Source organism: Citrobacter sp. RHB35-C21 (genome assembly GCF_013816515.1).
Classification (GTDB): Bacteria; Pseudomonadota; Gammaproteobacteria; order Enterobacterales; family Enterobacteriaceae; genus Citrobacter; species Citrobacter braakii.
Genome location: NZ_CP057147.1, coordinates 3,395,693 through 3,416,807, shown reverse-complemented (window position 1 = coordinate 3,416,807; position 21,115 = coordinate 3,395,693). Strand labels below are relative to the sequence as shown.

At 54.0% G+C, this 21,115-nt stretch carries 17 protein-coding genes, 1 tRNA gene and 1 pseudogene; 10 read left to right on the top strand and 9 right to left on the bottom strand.

The features are described from left to right. The first annotated feature begins 7 nt into the window (after positions 1–7). Genes potH through rlmC form a run of 4 tightly spaced genes read left to right on the top strand, consistent with a single transcriptional unit; the run spans position 8 to position 3,520 of the window. The gene (gene potH, locus HVZ39_RS16710) at positions 8–961 is read left to right on the top strand and encodes a putrescine ABC transporter permease PotH (protein ID WP_181632716.1); all 954 of its coding nucleotides are present in this window, start codon (positions 8–10) and stop codon (positions 959–961) included. After that, complete coding sequence (gene potI, locus HVZ39_RS16705) at positions 958–1,803, top strand: putrescine ABC transporter permease PotI (protein ID WP_016152417.1); 846 nt, start codon at positions 958–960, stop codon at positions 1,801–1,803. Before potH ends, potI begins: the two co-directional genes overlap by 4 nt. A gap of 59 nt (positions 1,804–1,862) precedes the next feature. After that, the gene (locus HVZ39_RS16700; protein ID WP_016152418.1) at positions 1,863–2,351 is read left to right on the top strand and encodes a YbjO family protein; all 489 of its coding nucleotides are present in this window, start codon (positions 1,863–1,865) and stop codon (positions 2,349–2,351) included. A 41-nt stretch (positions 2,352–2,392) separates the two neighbouring features. Continuing rightward, on the top strand, positions 2,393–3,520 hold the full coding sequence (gene rlmC / locus HVZ39_RS16695; RefSeq protein ID WP_181632715.1) for a 23S rRNA (uracil(747)-C(5))-methyltransferase RlmC: 1,128 nt from the start codon (positions 2,393–2,395) through the stop codon (positions 3,518–3,520). A 268-nt stretch (positions 3,521–3,788) separates the two neighbouring features. Here the strand turns inward: rlmC and HVZ39_RS16690 are convergent. The 3 genes from HVZ39_RS16690 to HVZ39_RS16680 form a co-directional block, all read right to left on the bottom strand. Beyond that, positions 3,789–3,876, bottom strand: a tRNA-Ser gene (locus HVZ39_RS16690). 148 nt (positions 3,877–4,024) lie between these two features. Next, positions 4,025–4,702, bottom strand: a complete 678-nt coding sequence (locus tag HVZ39_RS16685; RefSeq protein WP_181632714.1) for an isochorismatase family protein — start codon at positions 4,700–4,702, stop codon at positions 4,025–4,027. A 16-nt stretch (positions 4,703–4,718) separates the two neighbouring features. Beyond that, a complete protein-coding gene (locus HVZ39_RS16680) occupies positions 4,719–5,579 on the bottom strand; it encodes a pirin family protein (RefSeq protein WP_016156102.1) in 861 nt (286 codons plus the stop codon). 108 nt (positions 5,580–5,687) lie between these two features. Between HVZ39_RS16680 and HVZ39_RS16675 the strand changes: the two genes are divergently transcribed. Beyond that, the gene (locus HVZ39_RS16675; RefSeq protein WP_016152423.1) at positions 5,688–6,599 is read left to right on the top strand and encodes a LysR family transcriptional regulator; all 912 of its coding nucleotides are present in this window, start codon (positions 5,688–5,690) and stop codon (positions 6,597–6,599) included. A 79-nt stretch (positions 6,600–6,678) separates the two neighbouring features. Here the strand turns inward: HVZ39_RS16675 and infA are convergent, their stop codons facing one another. From infA to trxB, 6 genes and pseudogenes are all read right to left on the bottom strand, one after another. Further along, positions 6,679–6,897 carry a translation initiation factor IF-1 gene (gene infA, locus HVZ39_RS16670; protein ID WP_002211347.1) on the bottom strand — a complete coding sequence of 73 codons (219 nt, stop codon included), beginning with the start codon at positions 6,895–6,897 and terminating at the stop codon, positions 6,679–6,681. Further along, positions 6,825–7,182: pseudogene (locus tag HVZ39_RS16665) on the bottom strand (hypothetical protein). The gene infA and the pseudogene HVZ39_RS16665 overlap by 73 nt, the downstream one beginning before the upstream one ends. Then, a complete protein-coding gene (gene aat / locus HVZ39_RS16660) occupies positions 7,183–7,887 on the bottom strand; it encodes a leucyl/phenylalanyl-tRNA--protein transferase (RefSeq protein ID WP_181632713.1) in 705 nt (234 codons plus the stop codon). It lies immediately after the preceding pseudogene. 44 nt (positions 7,888–7,931) lie between these two features. Next, the gene (gene cydC / locus HVZ39_RS16655; RefSeq protein WP_181632712.1) at positions 7,932–9,653 is read right to left on the bottom strand and encodes a cysteine/glutathione ABC transporter ATP-binding protein/permease CydC; all 1,722 of its coding nucleotides are present in this window, start codon (positions 9,651–9,653) and stop codon (positions 7,932–7,934) included. Next, complete coding sequence (cydD, locus tag HVZ39_RS16650; RefSeq protein ID WP_181632711.1) at positions 9,654–11,420, bottom strand: cysteine/glutathione ABC transporter permease/ATP-binding protein CydD; 1,767 nt, start codon at positions 11,418–11,420, stop codon at positions 9,654–9,656. A 114-nt stretch (positions 11,421–11,534) separates the two neighbouring features. After that, positions 11,535–12,503: a thioredoxin-disulfide reductase gene (gene trxB / locus HVZ39_RS16645; RefSeq protein ID WP_181628891.1), complete on the bottom strand. Its 969-nt coding sequence runs from the start codon at positions 12,501–12,503 to the stop codon at positions 11,535–11,537. Between the two features lie 547 nt (positions 12,504–13,050). Here trxB and lrp point away from each other — a divergent pair. From lrp to serS, 5 genes are all read left to right on the top strand, one after another. After that, positions 13,051–13,545 (top strand): leucine-responsive transcriptional regulator Lrp, encoded by a 495-nt coding sequence (lrp, locus tag HVZ39_RS16640; RefSeq protein ID WP_002439523.1) that lies wholly within the window; start codon positions 13,051–13,053, stop codon positions 13,543–13,545. Positions 13,546–13,679: 134 nt separating this feature from the next. Continuing rightward, entirely contained in the window at positions 13,680–17,624 is a 3,945-nt protein-coding gene (gene ftsK, locus HVZ39_RS16635; RefSeq protein ID WP_181632710.1) for a DNA translocase FtsK, read from the top strand. Positions 17,625–17,735: 111 nt separating this feature from the next. Further along, on the top strand, positions 17,736–18,347 hold the full coding sequence (gene lolA, locus HVZ39_RS16630; protein ID WP_003831898.1) for an outer membrane lipoprotein chaperone LolA: 612 nt from the start codon (positions 17,736–17,738) through the stop codon (positions 18,345–18,347). Between the two features lie 20 nt (positions 18,348–18,367). Continuing rightward, complete coding sequence (gene rarA, locus HVZ39_RS16625; protein WP_181220605.1) at positions 18,368–19,711, top strand: replication-associated recombination protein RarA; 1,344 nt, start codon at positions 18,368–18,370, stop codon at positions 19,709–19,711. 92 nt (positions 19,712–19,803) lie between these two features. Next, positions 19,804–21,096 carry a serine--tRNA ligase gene (gene serS / locus HVZ39_RS16620; RefSeq protein WP_003831902.1) on the top strand — a complete coding sequence of 431 codons (1,293 nt, stop codon included), beginning with the start codon at positions 19,804–19,806 and terminating at the stop codon, positions 21,094–21,096. The last annotated feature ends 19 nt before the right edge of the window (positions 21,097–21,115 follow it).

Here is a 21,115-nt window from a genome sequence, read left to right as displayed (position 1 = left end):
AGCGAAGATGAGTACACTTGAACCTCCGGCGCGCGTGGATCACGTGGGGCGTTTCACGCTGTTTATGTCGCGGCTGCAAATGAAGCACGGGCGCAAGCTGGTCATCGCGCTGCCGTATGTGTGGCTGATGCTCCTGTTTCTGCTGCCGTTTCTGATCGTCTTCAAAATCAGTTTGGCTGAAATGGCGCGGGCTATTCCGCCGTATACCGACCTCATTTCATGGGCTGACGACCAGTTATCCATCACCCTCAATTTAGGCAATTTCCTGCAACTGACGGACGATCCGCTCTATTTTGATGCGTATCTGCAATCTTTGCAGGTAGCGGGGATTTCGACTGTCTGTTGCCTGCTATTGGGATATCCGCTGGCATGGGCGGTCGCGCACAGCAAACCCTCGACACGCAATATTCTGTTGCTGCTGGTGATCCTGCCGTCCTGGACGTCATTTTTGATTCGCGTATACGCCTGGATGGGGATCCTGAAAAATAACGGTGTCCTGAACAACGTTCTGATGTGGCTGGGCGTTATCGACCAACCGTTGACGATTCTGCACACCAATCTGGCGGTCTATATCGGTATTGTTTACGCCTATTTGCCCTTTATGGTGCTGCCGATTTATACCGCGCTGACGCGTATTGATTACTCGCTGGTGGAAGCGGCACTGGATTTAGGCGCCCGACCATTGAAAACCTTCTTTAGCGTGATCGTGCCGTTGACCAAGGGCGGGATTATCGCTGGGTCAATGTTGGTGTTTATTCCGGCGGTTGGGGAGTTTGTTATCCCGGAACTGCTGGGCGGCCCGGACAGCATCATGATTGGGCGCGTGCTTTGGCAGGAATTTTTCAATAACCGTGACTGGCCGGTGGCTTCTGCCGTCGCCATTATTATGCTGCTGTTACTGATTGTGCCGATCATGTGGTTTCATAAATATCAGCAAAAAAGCGTGGGGGAACACGGATGAATAACTTACCGGTCGTTCGCTCGCCGTGGCGTATTTTTATCCTGGTACTGGGTTTTACCTTCCTGTACGCGCCGATGCTGATGTTGGTTATCTACTCGTTTAACAGTTCCAAGCTGGTGACGGTCTGGGCGGGGTGGTCAACGCGTTGGTATGGTGAGCTTTTCCACGATAGCGCGATGATAAGCGCCGTCGGCATGAGCTTAACGATTGCCGCCTGCGCTGCGACGATGGCGGCAATTCTCGGTACCATCGCCGCCGTGGTGATGGTGCGCTTTGGTCGTTTTCGTGGATCAAATGGTTTCGCCTTTATGATCACCGCACCGCTGGTGATGCCGGATGTCATTACCGGTTTGTCGCTGCTGCTGCTGTTTGTGGCTTTGGCGCACGCCATCGGCTGGCCAGCGGATCGCGGTATGTTGACCATCTGGCTGGCGCACGTCACATTCTGTACAGCGTACGTGGCGGTAGTGATTTCCTCGCGTTTACGCGAACTGGATCACTCCATTGAGGAAGCGGCGATGGATCTTGGTGCCACGCCGCTGAAGGTTTTTTTCGTCATCACGCTGCCGATGATTATGCCGGCGGTGATCTCAGGGTGGTTACTGGCCTTTACGCTGTCGCTCGATGACCTGGTCATTGCCAGTTTTGTCTCTGGTCCTGGCGCTACAACGTTACCCATGCTGGTGTTCTCCAGCGTACGTATGGGGGTCAATCCGGAGATCAACGCGCTGGCGACGTTGATACTTGGCGTGGTAGGAATTATCGGATTTATCGCGTGGTATCTGATGGCGCGAACAGAAAAACAACGGATTCGCGATATCCAACGTGCAAGACGCGGCTGAAAAAACTAAAATCTGCCAACCTGTCTATACGGCGCAGCTGCGGTGGCTGCGCCGTTTTCATGGAAGACGACGCGTTGGGATTTTTTAAGAAATCATCCACATCACATGCCCGTTTAAACGTCCCTACTTTAGTGCAGGTGGCTGCGCTGGCTATTATCATGATCCGCTGTCTCGATCTGTTGATGATTTTTAATACGCTCGGGTTTCGCGGAACCAGCGAGTTTATTCATCGCAGCGTCCAGACCTGGAATTTGACGCTGGTGTTTCTGGGTAGCCTGGTGCTGCTGTTTATCGAAATTTACTGCGCATTTTCGCTGGTTAAAGGTCGGAACTGGGCACGCTGGGTCTATCTACTGACCCAGATTATCGCCAGCGTCTATCTGTGGGCGGCCTCATTGGGCTATGGATATCCGGAACTGTTCAGTATTGCGGGAGAGTCCAGACGTGAAATCCTGCATACGCTGGTGATGCAAAAATTACCGGATATGCTGGTGTTGCTACTGCTGTTTGTTCCTGCGTCCAGCAGGCGGTTCTTCCGCTTGCAATAACGTGTATAATCTTCGCCCCCTGTTAATTTGTAGGTTTTTGTATGTACTGCGCACTTTATGACGCCGAACGCTGCCGCTCTTGTCAGTGGATAACGCAGCCTGTCGCCGATCAACTCTTCGCCAAAACAGCCGATCTGCAGAATCTGCTGGCCGATTATCCGGTCGGAGAATGGTGCGCGCCGGTCAGCGGCCCGGAGAGCGCTTTTCGTAATAAAGCTAAAATGGTGGTCAGCGGCAGCGTGGAAAAACCGCTGCTGGGGATGTTGCATCGTGACGGTACGCCGGAGGATTTGTGCGAGTGTCCGCTCTATCCTGAGTCTTTTGCGCCGGTGTTTGCCGCACTTAAACCGTTTATCGCCCGTGCGGGGTTGACGCCCTATAACGTGGCGCGCAAACGCGGGGAGCTGAAATATCTGCTGTTAACGGAAAGCCGGTTTGATGGCGGTATGATGCTGCGTTTTGTTCTGCGCTCCGATGCGAAACTGGCACAACTGCGTACGGCGCTGCCATGGTTACAGGCGCAGCTTCCGCAATTAAAAGTGATCACCGCCAATATTCAACCTGTGCATATGGCGATTATGGAAGGGGAGAGCGAAATCTTCCTGACGGAACAACAGGCGCTGGCTGAACGCTTTAACGATGTGCCATTGTGGATACGCCCACAGAGCTTCTTCCAGACCAACCCAGTCGTGGCTGGGCATTTATATGCCACGGCGCGCGACTGGGTTCGTCAGCTTCCGGTTAATCACATGTGGGATCTGTTTTGCGGCGTCGGGGGTTTTGGTTTGCACTGCGCCACGCCGCAGATGAAACTGACGGGTATTGAAATTGCGCCAGAGGCCATTACCTGTGCGAAACAGTCGGCGCAGGAGCTTGGGTTGCAGAATCTGCATTTTCAGGCGCTGGATTCAACCCAGTTTGCTACCGCGCAGGGAGAAGTGCCGGACCTGGTGCTGGTGAATCCGCCTCGTCGGGGGATTGGGAAGCCGCTGTGCGATTTTCTCTCCCGCATGGCACCGCGTTTTATCGTTTACTCCAGCTGTAATGCACAAACCATGGCGAAGGATATCCGCGAGTTGCCTGGGTATCGCATTGAACGCGTCCAACTTTTTGATATGTTCCCACATACCGCGCATTACGAAGTGTTAACACTGCTCAGCCGACAATAACCGACATGCCTGATGGCGTGACGCTTATCAGGCAAATGCAACATGCGAAAAAAAAGCCCGTACTTACGTACGAGCTCTTTCTCGAATATGGCGGTGAGGGGGGGATTGACTCGCTTCGCTCGCCCTTCGGGCAGCCCGTTCGCTGCGCTCTCAGTCTGTCCAACTGGCTGCGCCAGTTGTCGACCCCCGGTCGGGGCTTCTCATCCCCCCGCAGGCGTGCAACATGCGAAAAAAAGCCCGTACTTGCGTACGAGCTCTTTCTCGAATATGGCGGTGAGGGGGGGATTCGAACCCCCGATACGTTGCCGTATACACACTTTCCAGGCGTGCTCCTTCAGCCACTCGGACACCTCACCATATTGTATTGCTGCCTGACCGCTTGGGGGCAACGGGGCGCTACTATAGGGAGTTGCGCTAAAACGGTCAAGCAGAATTTACGTGTTAACTCTCGTTTGGTTACGCAATGTACATATTCCTCCGCCCGGACAGGCGCGGAGAATATGATTAGCGCTGCGAGTCCAGTTTTTCGCCGTTGGTCACGACTTCCTGGGCCTTGCTATAGCTCTCGATCAGCAACTGATAAGCCGGGAAGATTTTGGTATACACTTCCGCCCATTCAACGGCGTCTTCACGGTTCCATGTCCCCTGAATTTCAGAAGCGACGGCGGCGGTATCCATCGGTATCACGCCAGCCTGAACAACACGTGCCAGGGTGATTTCCTGCGCCATTTTGCTGTAAGTACCGGAAGCGTCGATCACTGCGAAGACCTTGTAGCCCTCCGCAACCGCGCTGATGGCCGGGAACGCCATGCACACGCTGGTGATCGTACCGGCGATAATCAGCGTCTTACGACCCGTTGCTTTGACCGCTTTCACGAAGTCTTCGTTATCCCAGGCGTTGATTTCGCCTTTACGTGCTACGTATTGGGCATGTGGCGCATTGGCATGGATCTCTGGGATCAACGGGCCGTTAGGCCCCTGCGGTACCGACGCCGTGGTAATTACCGGCATCTTCGCCAGGGTTGCAATTTTAGCCAGCGCGGCGGCACGCGCACGCAGTTCCGGCATTGGCATATCGCCGACGGTCTGGAACAGCCCACTCTGATGATCGATAAGCAGCATGACGGAATCATTCACATCGATGACCGGGCGTGAACCATTAAAGTTTGCAGGACTGGACATATTCTTCTCCTTCGATTCAGATTTGGCCAAAGCGGCCGGAGTTAAAATCGCGGACGGCTTCAGCGATTTCTTGTTTCGTATTCATCACAAACGGACCGTAACCTACAATCGGCTCGTTCAACGGTTCGCCAGACAGCAGCAGCACGCTGGCGTCGCTGGTGGCTTCAATGTGTAGCGTTTTTCCCTGCTGGCTTAGCACTACCAGTTGTGCTTCGCTGGCAGGCGTGGTGCCGTTTACGGTGATATTCCCTTTTAATACCACCAGAGCGGTGCTCCACCCTTCAGACTGGGACAACGTCAGCGGATGATTACGTTGCAGGCGCATATCCCAGACGTTCAGCGGTGAAAAGGTATGTGCCGGGCCTTTCGTATCCTGATAGCTGCCCGCAATCACGCGAACGCTGCCTGCATCATCGGGCAAGGCGACGGTGGGAATAACATCGCTGCTGATGCCCTGATAACCCGGTACGGCCATTTTGTCTTTTGCCGGCAGATTGACCCACAGTTGCACCATTTCCAGTTCACCGCCCTGACGGGTAAATTCCGGGGAGTGGAACTCTTCGTGTAATATTCCTGCACCAGCGGTCATCCACTGCACATCGCCAGGGCCGATAATGCCGCCGCGACCGGTTGAATCACGGTGTTCAACTTCGCCGCTGTAAACGATAGTCACCGTCTCAAAACCGCGGTGAGGGTGTTCACCTACGCCGCGTTTTTCGTTACCCGGCGTGAACGTATGCGGACCCGCGTAATCAAGCAGCAGGAACGGGCTTAATTGCTCAGCATGAGACTGGTAAGAGAACATCGAGCGAACCGGAAATCCATCGCCAACCCAGTGTGGGCGAGGTGCGGTGTAGACGCCTGTTACTTGTTTCATATGTGTCTCCTCAGTGGCGTTGTTTTGATGTGAATAAGCTTATATTCATGACAGCGAGCTGGGTAGTAGCTAAAATAGCTCTCACTGTCTCAAAAATAGGACAATGAAATGACAAGGCCGGATCTCAATGATTTTGCATGGTTTGTGCATGTTGTAGAGGAAGGGGGATTCGCGGCGGCGGGTCGGGCGCTTGATGAACCTAAATCAAAACTGAGCCGACGAATAGCGCAACTCGAAGAGAGACTAGGGGTACGACTGATTCAGCGAACCACCCGGCAATTTAACGTGACTGAAGTCGGGCAAACCTTTTACGAACACTGTAAGGCGATGCTGGTGGAGGCGCAGGCGGCGCAGGATGCCATTGCCGCGTTACAGGTTGAACCGCGTGGCGTTGTGAAGCTGACTTGTCCTGTTACGTTGCTGCATGTGCATATCGGGCCAATGCTTGCCCGTTTTATGGCACGTTATCCTGACGTATCAGTACAACTGGAGGCCACTAACCGTCGTGTTGACGTCGTTGGAGAAGGTCTGGATGTGGCGATTCGCGTCAGACCTCGGCCATTTGAGGATAGCGACCTGGTGATGCGCGTCCTGGCGGACAGAGGACATCGCTTGTATGCCAGCCCGCAGTTAATTGAGCAGATGGGGGCGCTACACTCTCCGGCAGAGCTGACCCGTTGGCCAGGTTTGAGTCTGGCCTCTGGTAAACATGTGCATCGTTGGGAGTTATTCGGCCCGCAGGGCGCGCGGGCGGAGGTGCATTTCACGCCGCGTATGATCACCACCGATATGCTGGCGTTACGCGAAGCCGCAGTCGCCGGCGTAGGTGTTGTTCAACTTCCACAGTTAATGGTAAAAGATCAATTAGCTGCGGGTGAGTTGGTGGCGTTGCTCGACGGTTGGGAACCTAAGCGAGAAATTATTCACGCAGTCTTTCCATCACGCAGGGGATTATTACCGTCAGTGCGCGCATTAGTGGATTTCTTAACGGAAGAATATGCGCGGATGATTGAGGATTAAATACCAGGCCTCAGTCCACAAAAAAGGCCGGTTAAACCGACCTTTTATTATCTGGACGCCATTCGGGCGTTAAAAACAATCAGCGACTACGGAAGACAATGCGGCCTTTGCTCAGGTCGTACGGGGTCAGCTCAACAGTCACTTTGTCGCCCGTCAGGATGCGGATATAGTTTTTACGCATTTTACCGGAGATGTGTGCAGTAACCACGTGACCGTTTTCTAACTCTACGCGGAACATGGTATTAGGTAACGTATCGAGAACGGTACCCTGCATTTCAATATTGTCTTCTTTGGCCATCTAATCCTCTGGGGTATCACTACCGTAATTTGAACCGGCAAGATAATGCCGAAGTTCTTTTAATAAGTAAAGATTTGTGCGTTTAAAACACAGCAAATCGGGTTTGGCGCATTACTCTATCCACACACGGCAAAGCCGCACTTAAAGCGCAACGTGTAAGGGAACGAGGAGATAAACGATAGGCGTTGCCTGACGCGAACTGTTCCTTAACGGCGGCGGGGTAATGGGCTAAACCAACTCTGCGCGACAATTATAACACCCCGACAAAAAATGTGCCGAAAACATTCACTCCTGAGGTGAAAATAACGTCCTGGGAATCCAGAAATGGCTCGGTAGCCGCTGCTGGCGCAGTCTGCTCAGGTGCTCAAGGTACTCCCGACGCGGTGTTTCGACGGCGCCCAGCGAGGCTGTGTGGCTATTTAATACCTGGCAGTCGATTAATTTTCCGCCCTGATGGATAAATTCAGCGCAAAAAACAAGCAGTGCGGTTTTGGACGCATTTTCCTGACGGCTGAACATCGATTCGCCACAAAACAGCGTACCTTGCGCCACGCCATACATACCGCCCACTAATTCATTTTGTCGCCACACCTCAATTGAGTGGGCATGCCCCAGTTCGTGCAGGCGATGGTAAGCCTCCACCACATCATGCGTTATCCAGGTGCCTTCTTCCCGGTCATTCGCGCAGCCTTCAATCACCTGACCAAACGCGTAATTGAGCGTCACGCGATAAGGCGAATTTTTATGAAAGCGTTTCATGCTGCGGCTGAGGTGAAATTTCTCGGGCCAAAGAATGGCGCGCGGATCGGGCGACCACCAAAGGATAGGGTCGCCAGGTGAAAACCATGGGAAAATACCGCGCTGATAGGCCATCAGCAAGCGGGCAGGGCTGAGATCGCCGCCAAGCGCCAATAAACCGTTAGGCTCGCGTAAAGCGCCTTCCGGTGACGGGAAGGCTATGGAATGGCGGGACAGTTGCACCAGGCGCATGACAGCGAAACTCCACTACGCGAGTTTGATCGTTCAATAATAGCTTACAGACGTTGCTTAAACTGGTAATAACGCCCCTGCCTGGCTAACAGATCTGCGTGATTACCTTGCTCAATAATTTGTCCGTTGTCCATTACTATTATTTGATCAAAACGTGACAGCCCACGCAGACGATGTGTAACCATTAATACGGTTTTGTTGCGCATGACATCGCTAATTAATTCAAGCATTTGACTTTCCGTTGTGGCATCCAACCCTTCGGTAGGTTCATCCAGCAGCATCAGCGGAGCATCGTGCAATAAGGCGCGGGCGATAGCCAGACGACGGAGCTCGCCGCCAGAAAGCTGACGACCGCCTTCGCCCAGCCATGCGTTGAGTCCATCATCCTCAAGCAGTTTGTCCAGACCGACGCGGCACAACATCGCGGTTAAGGCGTCATCGCCGGCGTGCGGTGCCGCCAGCAACAGGTTATCGCGAAGCGTAGCGCTGAACAGATGCACGCGCTGTGGCACGACGCTGATACTCTGGCGCAGCGTGGCTTCACTAAGGGTCGCAATCGGCTGTTCGTTAATCAGGATCTCGCCACTCTGCGGATCCCATGCGCGGGTTAGCAATTGCAATAACGTTGACTTACCACAGCCGGTGCGACCGAGAATCGCAATGTGTTCACCGGGGTTGGCCTGCAGGGAAAGTGTATCGAGCGCCTTTTGCGCCTGTCCTGGATAGCTGAATGACACATCGCGTAGCGTAAGGGGTACCTGCTCTGAAACCGAGGAACCCGCATCCGGGAAGGTCACTTCTGGCTGCTGTTCGGTCAGTTCGGTGATGCGCAGCGCAGAGGCAATGACCTGGCCGAGATGCTGAAACGCGCCGGTGACAGGCGCTAACGCTTCGAACGCGGCTAGTGCACAGAAGACAAACAGCGCGATCAGTGCGCCTGGCTGGGTGTTACCGCCCACGCCGCCTGAGGCCATCCATAGCATCATAATCACTGCCAGCGCGCCGACTAACAGCATGACCGCCTGCGACAACGCCGTTAATTCAGACTGGCGTCTCTGGGCTTCGTGCCACTGCAGCTCGGTGGCTTCCATTTGAGCGCGGTAGCGTTCACTGGCGCCAAAAATGGTCAATTCAGCCTGGCCCTGTAGCCAGGAGGTTAACTGCTGACGATATTGCCCACGCAGATGCGTCAGACTTTGTCCGGTGCTTTTGCCTGCCTGATAAAAGAGTGGGGGCAGAATAAATAAGGTCAGCAGCATAATACCGCCGAGGGTGATAGCCAGCGTGAAATCGAGAACGCTTAGCCCCAGCGTGACCACCATGATGACGACAAAAGCCCCCACCAGCGGGGAGATCACGCGCAAGTACAGATGATCGAGCGTGTCGACATCAGCCACCACGCGGTTAAGTAATTCACCCTGTCCATAACGGGACAGGCCCGCAGGAGAGAGCGGCAGTAGTTTGCTGAAGGTATAAATACGCAAATGCTGCAGCACACGGAATGTTGCGTCATGGCTGACCAGTCGTTCGAAATAACGCCCCGCGGTGCGGGTGATCGCTGCGCCGCGTACGCCTGCGGCAGGGAGCATATAGTTAAAGCTGTAAATCCCGGTGACGCCAACCACCGCAGAAGCCGACAGGAACCAACCTGAAAGCGTCAGTAAGCCAATACTTGCCAGCAGCGTGACGATCGCCAGAACGATCCCCAGCGTTAACATCCATTTGTGACGTTTATACAGCGTCAGATAAGGTAGCAAAGCGCGCATTTAGATGTCCTCCTGACGATGAGCCAGTAATGTCGCAAAAGCCCCGTTGGCTGAGCTAAGTTCGGTCCAGGTACCTTGTTCAACGATCTGTCCGTCCTGCATCACCCAGATAGCGTCCCAGTCGGCAAGATCTTCCAACTGGTGCGTCACCATCAGCGTGGTCTGGCGGCGAGATGCCGCGTTCAACGCCTGCATCACGCGTTGTTCGCTGTGCGCATCAAGGCTGGCGGCGGGTTCATCCAGCAGCAGTAACTGACAGGGATTGAGTAAGGCGCGAGCAACGGCAACGCGCTGCGCTTGCCCGACGGAAAGTCGGGCCGCCTGATCGCCGACTGGCGTATCCACGCCCTGCGGCAGCAGCGGTAAAAACTCGCTGACCCAGGCGCTGTCGAGTGCGGCTTGTAGCTGTTCTTCGCTGGCATCGGGGCGAGCCAGCAGAACGTTTTCGCGTAACGTGGCGGCAGGAAGCTGCGGATTTTGCCCGACCCATGATAGCTGTTTACGCCAGGAATCAGGTGACAGGTCGCGAAGTTCAAAGCCGTTAATTCGCAGCGATCCCCGATAAGGGAGGAAACCGGACAGGACATTAAGCAGCGAACTTTTACCGGAACCGCTGAGTCCAACCAGCACCGCGCGTTGACCGGCAGCCAGGGTAAAGTTGAGCGGGCCGGCCAGCACTTTACCTTCCGGCGAAGTGATAATCAGATCGTGTGCCTCAATTGAAACGGCGTCTTTCGTCGCCAGCTCAATGTCGCCACGCTCTGGATGAGCCAGCGGGGTTTCCATGAAGGTTTTCAGACTATCAGCTGCACCAACGGCTTGCGCTTTGGCGTGATAAAACGTGCCCAGATCGCGCAGGGGCTGGAAAAACTCCGGCGCCAGAATGAGCGCGAGGAAGCCTGCTGCCAGCGTGACGCCTGTCCCGTAGTGGCCGAAATCGAGCTCTCCGAGGTAGGAAAAACCGAAGTAAACCGCCACCAGCGCAATAGACAGAGAGGTAAAGAACTCAAGGACACCGGATGACAGGAACGCCAGGCGCAGGACTTCCATGGTGCGCTGGCGGAAATCTTGCGACGCAGCGCGGATGCTTTCCGTTTCGGCTTCACCGCGACCAAATATTCTTAGCGTTTCCATGCCCCGCAGACGATCGAGGAAATGACCGCTGAGGCGGGCAAGAGCCTGAAAATTGCGGCGGTTAGCATCGGCAGCGCCCATTCCGACCATTGCCATAAATAACGGGATCAGCGGGGCCGTTCCGAGCAGAATAAGAGCGGCTACCCAGTTTGACGGGAATACCGCCGCCACAATCAATAATGGGACGCATACGGCCAGCGCCATTTGCGGCAGATAACGTGCATAGTAATCATGCATATCGTCAATCTGTTCCAGGATCAGCGTGGCCCAGCTCCCGGCCGGTTTGCCCTGTATCCAGGCCGGACCAGCCTGTTGCAGACGGTCAAGCACCTGGCGGCGAATTTCAAAGCGAATATGTTGCCCTGCGTGAAACCCGACCCGTTCGCGTAACCAGACGACCCATGCCCGCAGGATGAAAATCAATACCAGCACGATGAACGGAAGCAGTAGCGCCTCTCGGGGAATATTGGCCATGATCATATGGTCCAGAATGCGGGCCATGAGCCAGGCCTGAGCGACGATTAACAGACCACTCACGAACCCCAACAGGCGTGAAATGTTCAGCCATCGTTGGGAAATTACACTTTGCTGTTTTAACCAGCGGGTCAGCTCTTTTTGACGGGTTTTATTCATTGCACGCTTAGCAGGTGAGTTATTGGAATTTTTGGGCAGGGCAATGTTACAACGAGGCAAAAATAAAGGCGACTTATAGTCGCCTTTTTTACTTTTGTTACTGATTTGTAAAACTTATTTGCAAGCGTCCGCCAGACCGTCGAGATAACGTTCTGCATCAAGCGCGGCCATACAGCCCGTGCCCGCAGAGGTGATCGCCTGGCGATAAATATGATCCATCACGTCACCGGCTGCGAAGACCCCCGGAATGCTGGTTTGTGTGGCATTACCGTGAATACCGGACTGAACTTTGATGTAGCCGTTTTCCAGTTCAAGCTGACCGTCGAAAATGGCGGTATTCGGGCTGTGACCGATAGCGACAAACAATCCGGCAACGTCAAGTGACTCCACATTGTCAGTGTTTTGCGTATCGCGCAGGCGCAGCCCGGTTACGCCCATTTGATCGCCGGTTACTTCTTCCAGCGTTCGGTGGGTGTGCAGCACGATGTTGCCGTTTTCAACTTTATCCATTAAACGCTTGATGAGAATTTTCTCAGCGCGGAAGCTGTCGCGACGGTGAATCAAATGCACTTCAGATGCGATATTCGCCAGATACAGTGCTTCTTCAACCGCAGTGTTGCCACCGCCAATCACCGCAACTTTTTGGTTACGGTAGAAGAAACCGTCGCAGGTTGCGCAGGCGGAAACGCCGCGGCCTTTGAATGCTTCTTCTGAAGGCAGGCCCAGGTAACGTGCTGAAGCGCCGGTAGCGATGATCAGTGCGTCACAGGTGTACTCTCCGCTATCGCCGGTCAGACGGAAAGGGCGGTTTTGCAGATCAACGTTGCTGATGTGATCAAAAATGATTTCTGTATCAAATTTGGTCGCATGTTCGTGCATACGCTCCATCAGCAGCGGGCCAGTGAGATCGTGCGGATCGCCAGGCCAGTTTTCCACTTCTGTTGTTGTGGTCAGTTGACCACCTTTTTCCATACCGGTAATCAGTACCGGTTGCAGGTTAGCGCGTGCAGCGTAGACCGCAGCGGTATATCCCGCAGGGCCTGAGCCCAGAATAAGAAGTTTACTGTGTTTGGTTGCGCCCATGAGATCCCCATAGTTGTTGGCAGGCAATGAGCAGGATTGTAGGGAATTTACAGGCGTAAAAAAAGAGTATGGCGATTTTGTTAACAATTTGTGTAATAGCAGAAACCGATGAGCGGGGGAATAAGTCGTAATACTATAACGATTTCTACTAAAAATCGGTCAGTTATAAGGTGATAAAATGACGATTTTCCATCGCTGCGAATGAATAACTGGCATGTTGTACTAAAAATTGATGTTTTGCTTTGACAATCACCTGCTGTTTTGCGAAAACAGTCAAGGAAGAAAAAAAATGTGTCATGTATGTGCTGCATAATCATGCATGTAGATACCATGTTTACCGTGTTAGCGAAATCTACGCATGGTGTGGACAGATGCCATTCGTGATGTCGATAGCCGCCGACAGGCAACGGTCTTCTCACCATAAGCCCAGGCATTACAAACCGAAAATCCCTCTGGGTTGCGGTTTATTTTGATGGGTAGCGACTCTGAACAGTGATGTTGGTAGAGTCAGGCAGGAGTAGGGAAGGAATACAGAGAGACAATAATAATGGTAGATAGTAAGAAGCGCCCTGGCAAAGATCTCGACCGTATCGATCGTAACATTCTTAATGAGCTGCAAAAGGATGGGCGTATTTCTAACGTCGAGCTTTCTAAACGTGTGGGACTTTCACCAACGCCCTGCCTTGAGCGTGTGCGTCGGTTGGAAAGACAGGGTTTTATTCAGGGCTATACAGCGCTGTTAAACCCGCATTATCTGGATGCATCACTTCTGGTTTTTGTTGAGATTACTCTGAATCGTGGCGCCCCGGATGTGTTTGAGCAATTTAACTCTGCAGTACAAAAACTTGAAGAAATTCAAGAGTGTCATTTGGTTTCCGGTGATTTCGACTATTTGTTGAAAACACGCGTACCGGATATGTCGGCGTACCGTAAGCTGTTGGGGGAAACCCTGCTGCGTCTGCCGGGCGTGAATGACACACGTACTTATGTCGTAATGGAAGAAGTCAAACAGAGCAATCGTCTGGTAATTAAGACGCGCTAACACGGAACAGGTGCAAAATCGACGCAGTTTGATTACACTCCTGTTAATCCATACAGCAACAGTGCCGGGGCAACCCGGTGCTGTTGTCCGTTTTAGCATCGGGCAGGAAAAGCCTGAAACCTGGAGAGCCGTTTTTGAGCCAGGAATACACTGAAGACAAAGACGTCACATTGACGAAGTTAAGCAGCGGGCGCCGACTCCTGGAAGCGCTACTGATCCTTATTGCCCTTTTTGCCGTCTGGTTGATGGCTGCCTTACTCAGCTTTAACCCTTCGGATCCCAGTTGGTCGCAAACCGCGTGGCACGAACCTATCCATAATCTGGGGGGAATACCCGGAGCATGGCTGGCAGACACACTGTTCTTTATTTTTGGCGTCATGGCCTACACCATTCCCGTCATCATTGTCGGCGGCTGCTGGTTTGCATGGCGACACCAGGCCAGCGACGAATACGTCGATTATTTTGCCGTTTCGCTGCGTATTATTGGCGTTCTGGCGCTGATCCTTACCTCTTGCGGGCTTGCCGCAATCAATGCCGATGACATCTGGTATTTCGCCTCTGGCGGCGTGATCGGCAGCCTGCTCAGCACCACGTTGCAACCATTACTGCACAGTAGCGGCGGTACGCTGACGCTATTGTGCATTTGGGCTGCGGGATTAACGTTGTTTACCGGCTGGTCATGGGTGAGCATTGCGGAAAAACTGGGCGGCTGGTTACTCAATATCCTGACGTTTGCCAGCAACCGTACCCGTCGCGACGATACCTGGGTCGATGACGAAGAATATGAAGATGAAGATGAGTCTTTCGACACCGCTGATGGCAAACCTGATGAATCGCGTCGGGCGCGTATTCTGCGCGGTGCGTTAGCACGCCGTAAGCGTCTGGCGGAGAAATTTACCAACCCGCTTGGCCGTCATACTGATGCCGCGCTATTTTCCGGCAAACGCATGGATGATGAAGACGAAATTGAATACAGCGCTCGTGGCGTTGTTGCCGATCCTAACGATGTGCTGTTCTCCGGTAATCGTGCGACGCTGCCTGAATATGACGAACTTGACCCACTGCTGAATGGTCATTCGGTGACAGAGCCAGTTGCCGCCGCAGCTGCAGCGACAACGGCAGCTCAGGCCTGGAGCGCACCGGTTGATCCGCTGCTGCAAACATCGCCAGTGACCAATACCGTTATGGAGCAACCGGCCCCAGCCGTAGCCTGGCAAGCCGTGCCTGGTCCGCAAACCGGTGATGCGGTGATTGCGCCAGCGCCTGAGGGGTATCCTCAGCCAGCCCACTACGCTCAGCCACCGGTGCAGCAGCAGTATGAACCATGGCAGCAGCCGGTAGTGGAGGAGAGTCCGCAGCCGCAGGGATTTACCGCGGAGCACAACTGGCAGCCGGAACCTGCATATCAGCCGGAGCCCGTGCAGCAACCTGTTTATCAGCCGGAATCAACCTTTCAACAAAACGCCGCGTTCCAGCAGCCTGCGGTTGAACAACTGCCTGTAGTGGAATCTGAGCCGGTGGTTGAAGAGATTAAACCGACTCGTCCGCCACTCTACTATTTTGAAGAAGTTGAAGAGAAACGTGCACGTGAGCGCGAGCAACTGGCCGCCTGGTATCAGCCGATTCCAGAGCCTGCTCAGGAGCCTGAACGTGTTAAGCCGTCTATGCCGACGGCAGCATCCATACCGCCCGTTGAGTCAGTTGCTGCCGTTGCGCCGCTGGCCGCCGGGGTGAAAAACGCCGCTTTAGGGGCGGGTGCGGCTGCCGCAGCACCTGTCTTTAGTCTTGCGGGTAGCGGTGCGCCGCGTCCACAGGTGAAAGAGGGGATTGGTCCGCAGTTACCGCGTCCGAATCGTGTGCGCGTGCCTACTCGTCGGGAGCTGGCGTCGTATGGCATAAAACTGCCGTCACAACGTATGGCTGAAGAGAAAGCGCGCGAAGAGCATCTTGATACAGATGCGTACAGTGACGAAGAAATTGACGCAATGCAGCAAGATGAGCTGGCGCGTCAGTTCGCCCAGTCGCAGCAGCACCGCTATGGCGACGAGTATCAGGATGATGCCAGTCAGACTGATGATGATTCAGCCGCAGAAGCAGAACTGGCTCGCCAGTTTGCCTCTTCCCAGCAGCAGCGCTATTCCGGTGAACAGCCTGCAGGAGCGAATCCGTTCTCGCTCGATGACTTTGAATTCTCGCCAATGAAAACGCTGGTGGATGATGGTCCGCATGAGCCGCTATTTACTCCAGGCGTAATGCCGGAGCCTGCACCGCAGTACCAGCAGCCTGTCGCACCACCGCAGCATTACCAGCAGCCAGCGCAGCCAGTCGCACCGCAGCAGCATTACCAGCAGCCAGCGCAGCCTGTCGCACCGCAGCAGCATTTTCAGCAACCAGCGCAGCCTGTCGCACCACAACAGCATTACCAGCAACCGGTGCAGCCTGTCGCACCACAGCAGCATTATCAGCAGCCAGCGCAGCCAGTCGCACCGCAGCAGCATTATCAGCAGCCGGCGCAGCCTGTTACACCGCCGCCGCAGGATAGTCTGATCCATCCGCTCCTGATGCGTAATGGCGACAGTCGTCCGGCGCACCGTCCAAGTACGCCGCTGCCATCGTTGGATCTGCTCACGCCGCCGCCGAGTGAGGTTGAGCCGATAGATACTTTCGCTCTGGAGCAAATGGCTCGTCTGGTGGAGGCTCGTCTGGCGGACTTCCGCATTAAAGCCGATGTGGTGAACTACTCACCTGGTCCGGTCATTACCCGCTTTGAGCTTAATCTTGCTCCTGGAGTTAAAGCGGCGCGTATTTCCAACCTGTCGCGAGATCTGGCGCGTTCATTATCGACCGCAGCGGTACGCGTGGTCGAGGTGATTCCGGGCAAACCGTATGTCGGGCTGGAGTTACCCAACAAAAAACGTCAAACCGTTTATCTGCGCGAAGTGTTGGATAACGCCAAATTCCGTGATAACTCATCTCCGCTGACCGTGGTACTGGGTAAAGATATTGCGGGCGAACCGGTGGTTGCCGATCTGGCGAAAATGCCGCACCTGCTGGTGGCAGGGACAACCGGTTCTGGTAAGTCGGTTGGGGTGAACGCCATGATCCTCAGCATGTTATACAAGGCGCAGCCGGAAGACGTTCGCTTTATCATGATTGACCCGAAAATGCTGGAACTGTCGGTTTATGAAGGCATTCCGCATTTGCTGACTGAAGTTGTGACCGACATGAAAGATGCCGCCAACGCCCTGCGCTGGAGCGTCAATGAAATGGAACGTCGCTACAAGTTGATGTCGGCGCTTGGCGTACGTAACCTTGCCGGTTATAACGAAAAAATTGCTGAAGCTGCCCGTATGGGGCGTCCGATTCCGGACCCGTACTGGAAGCCGGGCGACAGTATGGATGTTCAGCATCCGGTGCTGGAAAAACTGCCGTATATTGTTGTGCTGGTGGATGAATTCGCCGACCTGATGATGACCGTGGGTAAAAAGGTGGAAGAACTGATTGCTCGTCTGGCGCAAAAAGCGCGTGCGGCGGGGATCCACCTGGTGCTGGCGACCCAGCGACCGTCGGTTGACGTTATCACTGGTCTGATTAAAGCGAACATCCCAACGCGTATCGCCTTTACCGTGTCCAGTAAAATTGACTCGCGTACCATCCTTGACCAGGGCGGAGCGGAATCGCTGTTGGGTATGGGTGACATGCTTTATTCCGCACCAAACTCAACGATCCCAGTGCGTGTACACGGCGCCTTTGTACGTGATGAAGAAGTTCACGCTGTGGTTCAGGACTGGAAAGCGCGCGGTCGTCCACAATACGTTGACGGCATAACGTCTGACAGCGAAAGCGAAGGCGGCGGTGGCGGCTTTGATGGTGGCGAAGAGTTAGATCCGCTGTTCGATCAGGCGGTAAACTTTGTTACCCAGAAACGCAAAGCCTCAATCTCCGGCGTCCAGCGTCAGTTCCGTATCGGTTACAACCGAGCGGCGCGCATCATCGAACAGATGGAAGCGCAGGGAATTGTCAGTGAGCAAGGGCATAATGGTAATCGTGAAGTGCTGGCTCCGCCGCCCTTCGAATGATTGCAAAGTTAAGTAATTCAGTATTTTCTACTTTCCTCATGCTGATTTTTGGCCTGAAATGGATAGCAGAGGGATCTCCCCGTTGGGAGTGACGTATTTTGAGGAATAACGATGAAAAGAATCGCAATCACCTGTGCATTATTGTCGAGCTTTGTGGTGAGCAGCGTCTGGGCAGATGCTGCCAGCGACCTGAAAAGCCGCCTGGATAAAGTCAGTAGCTTCCATGCCAGCTTTACTCAGAAGGTCACGGACGGTAGCGGTGCGGCGGTGCAGGAAGGTCAGGGTGACTTATGGGTTAAACGTCCTAACCTGTTTAACTGGCATATGACGCAGCCTGACGAGAGCATCCTGGTTTCCGATGGTAAAACGCTGTGGTTCTTTAACCCGTTTGTTGAGCAGGCGACTGCGACATGGCTGAAAGACGCCACGGGCAACACGCCGTTCATGCTGATTGCGCGTAACCAGGCCAGCGACTGGCAGCAGTACAATATTAAGCAAAATGGCGATGATTTCGTGCTGACGCCAAAAACCAGCAGCGGTAACCTTAAGCAGTTTACTATCAATGTTGGGCGTGACGGGACGATCCACCAGTTCAGCGCCGTTGAACAAGACGATCAGCGCAGCAGCTATCAGCTGAAATCTCAGCAGAATGGTGCTATTGAACCCTCTAAATTCACCTTTACCCCGCCGCAAGGTGTAACGGTTGACGATCAACGTAAGTAAACGTAAGTAGAGGCGTGTGAGTGAGCAATCTGTCGCTCGACTTTTCTGATAATACTTTTCAGCCGCTGGCCGCGCGTATGCGGCCAGAAAATTTAGCACAGTATATCGGCCAGCAGCATCTGCTGGCTGCGGGCAAACCCTTGCCGCGCGCCATCGAGGCCGGGCATCTGCACTCCATGATTTTATGGGGACCGCCGGGGACCGGGAAAACGACGCTTGCCGAAGTTATTGCCCGTTACGCCAACGCCGATGTCGAACGAATTTCGGCAGTTACGTCTGGCGTGAAAGAAATTCGTGAAGCGATTGAGCGTGCGCGTCAGAACCGTAACGCGGGTCGACGTACGATCCTGTTCGTGGACGAAGTTCACCGTTTTAATAAAAGCCAACAGGATGCGTTTTTACCGCATATTGAAGACGGTACCATTACGTTTATTGGCGCCACCACTGAAAACCCCTCGTTTGAGCTCAACTCGGCGCTGTTGTCGCGTGCACGCGTTTATTTACTGAAATCGTTAACTTCCGACGACATTGAACAGGTGCTGGACCAGGCGATGTCAGACAAAGCGCGTGGTTATGGCGGCCAGGATATTATTCTGCCGCCAGAAACGCGTCGGGCTATTGCCGAACTGGTTAATGGTGACGCGCGGCGGGCGCTGAATACGCTGGAAATGATGGCCGATATGGCCGAAGTTGATGATTCCGGCAAGCGCGTATTGAAACCAGAATTGCTCACCGAAATTGCCGGTGAACGTAGTGCGCGTTTCGATAATAAAGGCGATCGTTTTTACGATCTCATCTCCGCATTACACAAGTCGGTACGTGGAAGCGCCCCAGATGCGGCGCTTTATTGGTATGCGCGAATTATTACCGCTGGTGGCGATCCGCTGTACGTTGCCCGTCGCTGTCTGGCGATTGCCTCAGAAGATGTCGGCAATGCCGATCCCCGCGCCATGCAGGTGGCGATTTCCGCATGGGACTGTTTTACCCGCGTGGGACCCGCGGAAGGCGAACGCGCGATTGCTCAGGCGATTGTTTATCTGGCCTGCGCGCCGAAGAGTAATGCGGTTTACACCGCCTTCAAAGCCGCGCTGTCTGATGCCCGCGAACGTCCGGATTACGACGTGCCGGTTCACCTGCGCAATGCGCCGACTAAGCTGATGAAAGAGATGGGCTACGGTCAGGAGTATCGTTATGCCCATGATGAGCCTAATGCCTATGCCGCCGGAGAAGAGTACTTCCCGCAGGAAATGGCACAAACGCGCTATTATCGCCCCACAAACAGAGGTCTTGAAGGCAAGATTGGCGAAAAGCTCGCCTGGCTCGCCGGACAGGATCAAAATAGCCCTATAAAACGCTACCGTTAGTGTTATCGTTGCGGTAATGTTGTCTCTGTATCCCTGTGACCGCAGGCTGTGGTCACTTTCTCCTATTTTAATTCGATAAGCACAGGATAAGCATGCTCGATCCCAATCTGCTGCGTAATGAGCCAGACGCAGTCGCAGAAAAACTGGCAAGCCGGGGCTTTAAGCTGGATGTAGATAAGCTGCGCGCTCTTGAAGAGCGTCGTAAAGTTCTGCAGGTACAAACTGAAAACCTGCAGGCAGAGCGTAACTCGCGATCGAAATCCATCGGCCAGGCAAAAGCGCGCGGGGAAGATATCGAGTCTTTACGTCTGGAAGTGAACAAACTGGGCGAAGAGCTGGATGCCGCGAAAGCTGAACTTGATACCTTACAGGCCGAGATCCGCGACATTGCGCTGACTATTCCTAACCTGCCAGCGGACGATGTTCCGGTGGGTAAAGATGAAAATGACAACGTCGAAGTCAGCCGCTGGGGTACTCCGCGTGAGTTTGATTTCGAAGTGCGCGATCACGTTACCCTGGGTGAAATGCACACGGGTCTTGATTTCGCCGCTGCGGTTAAGCTGACCGGCTCCCGTTTCGTGGTCATGAAAGGGCAGATTGCGCGTATGCACCGTGCGCTGTCTCAGTTCATGCTGGATCTGCATACTGAGCAGCATGGCTATAGCGAAAACTACGTCCCGTATCTGGTTAACCATGACACGCTGTACGGTACAGGCCAACTGCCGAAATTCGCTGGCGATCTGTTCCATACCCGTCCGCTGGATGAAGAAGCTGACAGCAGCAACTATGCGCTGATCCCAACAGCAGAAGTTCCGCTGACCAACCTGGTACGCGACGAAATCATCGATGAAGATGCGCTGCCGATCAAAATGACTGCGCATACGCCGTGCTTCCGTTCTGAAGCAGGTTCTTACGGTCGTGACACGCGTGGTCTGATCCGTATGCACCAGTTCGATAAAGTTGAGATGGTGCAGATTGTTCGCCCGGAAGATTCGATGGACGCGCTGGAAGAGATGACCGGCCATGCCGAGAAGGTCCTGCAACTGCTGGGTCTGCCGTATCGCAAAATCATCCTGTGCACTGGCGACATGGGCTTCGGCGCATGCAAAACTTACGATCTGGAAGTGTGGATCCCGGCGCAGAATACCTATCGCGAAATCTCCTCTTGCTCCAACGTGTGGGATTTCCAGGCTCGTCGTATGCAGGCGCGTTGCCGCAGCAAATCCGACAAAAAGACCCGTTTAGTGCATACTCTGAACGGTTCCGGTCTGGCGGTTGGGCGTACGCTGGTTGCGGTAATGGAAAACTATCAGCAGGCTGATGGCCGCATTCAGGTTCCGGAAGTATTACGTCCGTACATGAATGGCCTCGAATTCATCGGCTAAGCTACCTTTCTCTGCTAAA

Excerpts from the sequence above, each read along its gene's own strand:
- lolA (WP_003831898.1), top strand. The coding sequence starts at position 17,736 with ATGAAAAGAATCGCAATCACCTGTGCATTATTGTCGAGCTTTGTGGTG.
- rlmC (WP_181632715.1), top strand. The coding sequence starts at position 2,393 with ATGTACTGCGCACTTTATGACGCCGAACGCTGCCGCTCTTGTCAGTGG.
- aat (WP_181632713.1), bottom strand. The coding sequence starts at position 7,887 with ATGCGCCTGGTGCAACTGTCCCGCCATTCCATAGCCTTCCCGTCACCG.
- potH (WP_181632716.1), top strand. The coding sequence starts at position 8 with ATGAGTACACTTGAACCTCCGGCGCGCGTGGATCACGTGGGGCGTTTC.
- HVZ39_RS16680 (WP_016156102.1), bottom strand. The coding sequence starts at position 5,579 with ATGAAACAAGTAACAGGCGTCTACACCGCACCTCGCCCACACTGGGTT.
- HVZ39_RS16700 (WP_016152418.1), top strand. The coding sequence starts at position 1,863 with ATGGAAGACGACGCGTTGGGATTTTTTAAGAAATCATCCACATCACAT.
- cydD (WP_181632711.1), bottom strand. The coding sequence starts at position 11,420 with ATGAATAAAACCCGTCAAAAAGAGCTGACCCGCTGGTTAAAACAGCAA.
- HVZ39_RS16675 (WP_016152423.1), top strand. The coding sequence starts at position 5,688 with ATGACAAGGCCGGATCTCAATGATTTTGCATGGTTTGTGCATGTTGTA.
- cydC (WP_181632712.1), bottom strand. The coding sequence starts at position 9,653 with ATGCGCGCTTTGCTACCTTATCTGACGCTGTATAAACGTCACAAATGG.
- serS (WP_003831902.1), top strand. The coding sequence starts at position 19,804 with ATGCTCGATCCCAATCTGCTGCGTAATGAGCCAGACGCAGTCGCAGAA.
- HVZ39_RS16685 (WP_181632714.1), bottom strand. The coding sequence starts at position 4,702 with ATGTCCAGTCCTGCAAACTTTAATGGTTCACGCCCGGTCATCGATGTG.
- infA (WP_002211347.1), bottom strand. The coding sequence starts at position 6,897 with ATGGCCAAAGAAGACAATATTGAAATGCAGGGTACCGTTCTCGATACG.
- lrp (WP_002439523.1), top strand. The coding sequence starts at position 13,051 with ATGGTAGATAGTAAGAAGCGCCCTGGCAAAGATCTCGACCGTATCGAT.
- trxB (WP_181628891.1), bottom strand. The coding sequence starts at position 12,503 with ATGGGCGCAACCAAACACAGTAAACTTCTTATTCTGGGCTCAGGCCCT.
- potI (WP_016152417.1), top strand. The coding sequence starts at position 958 with ATGAATAACTTACCGGTCGTTCGCTCGCCGTGGCGTATTTTTATCCTG.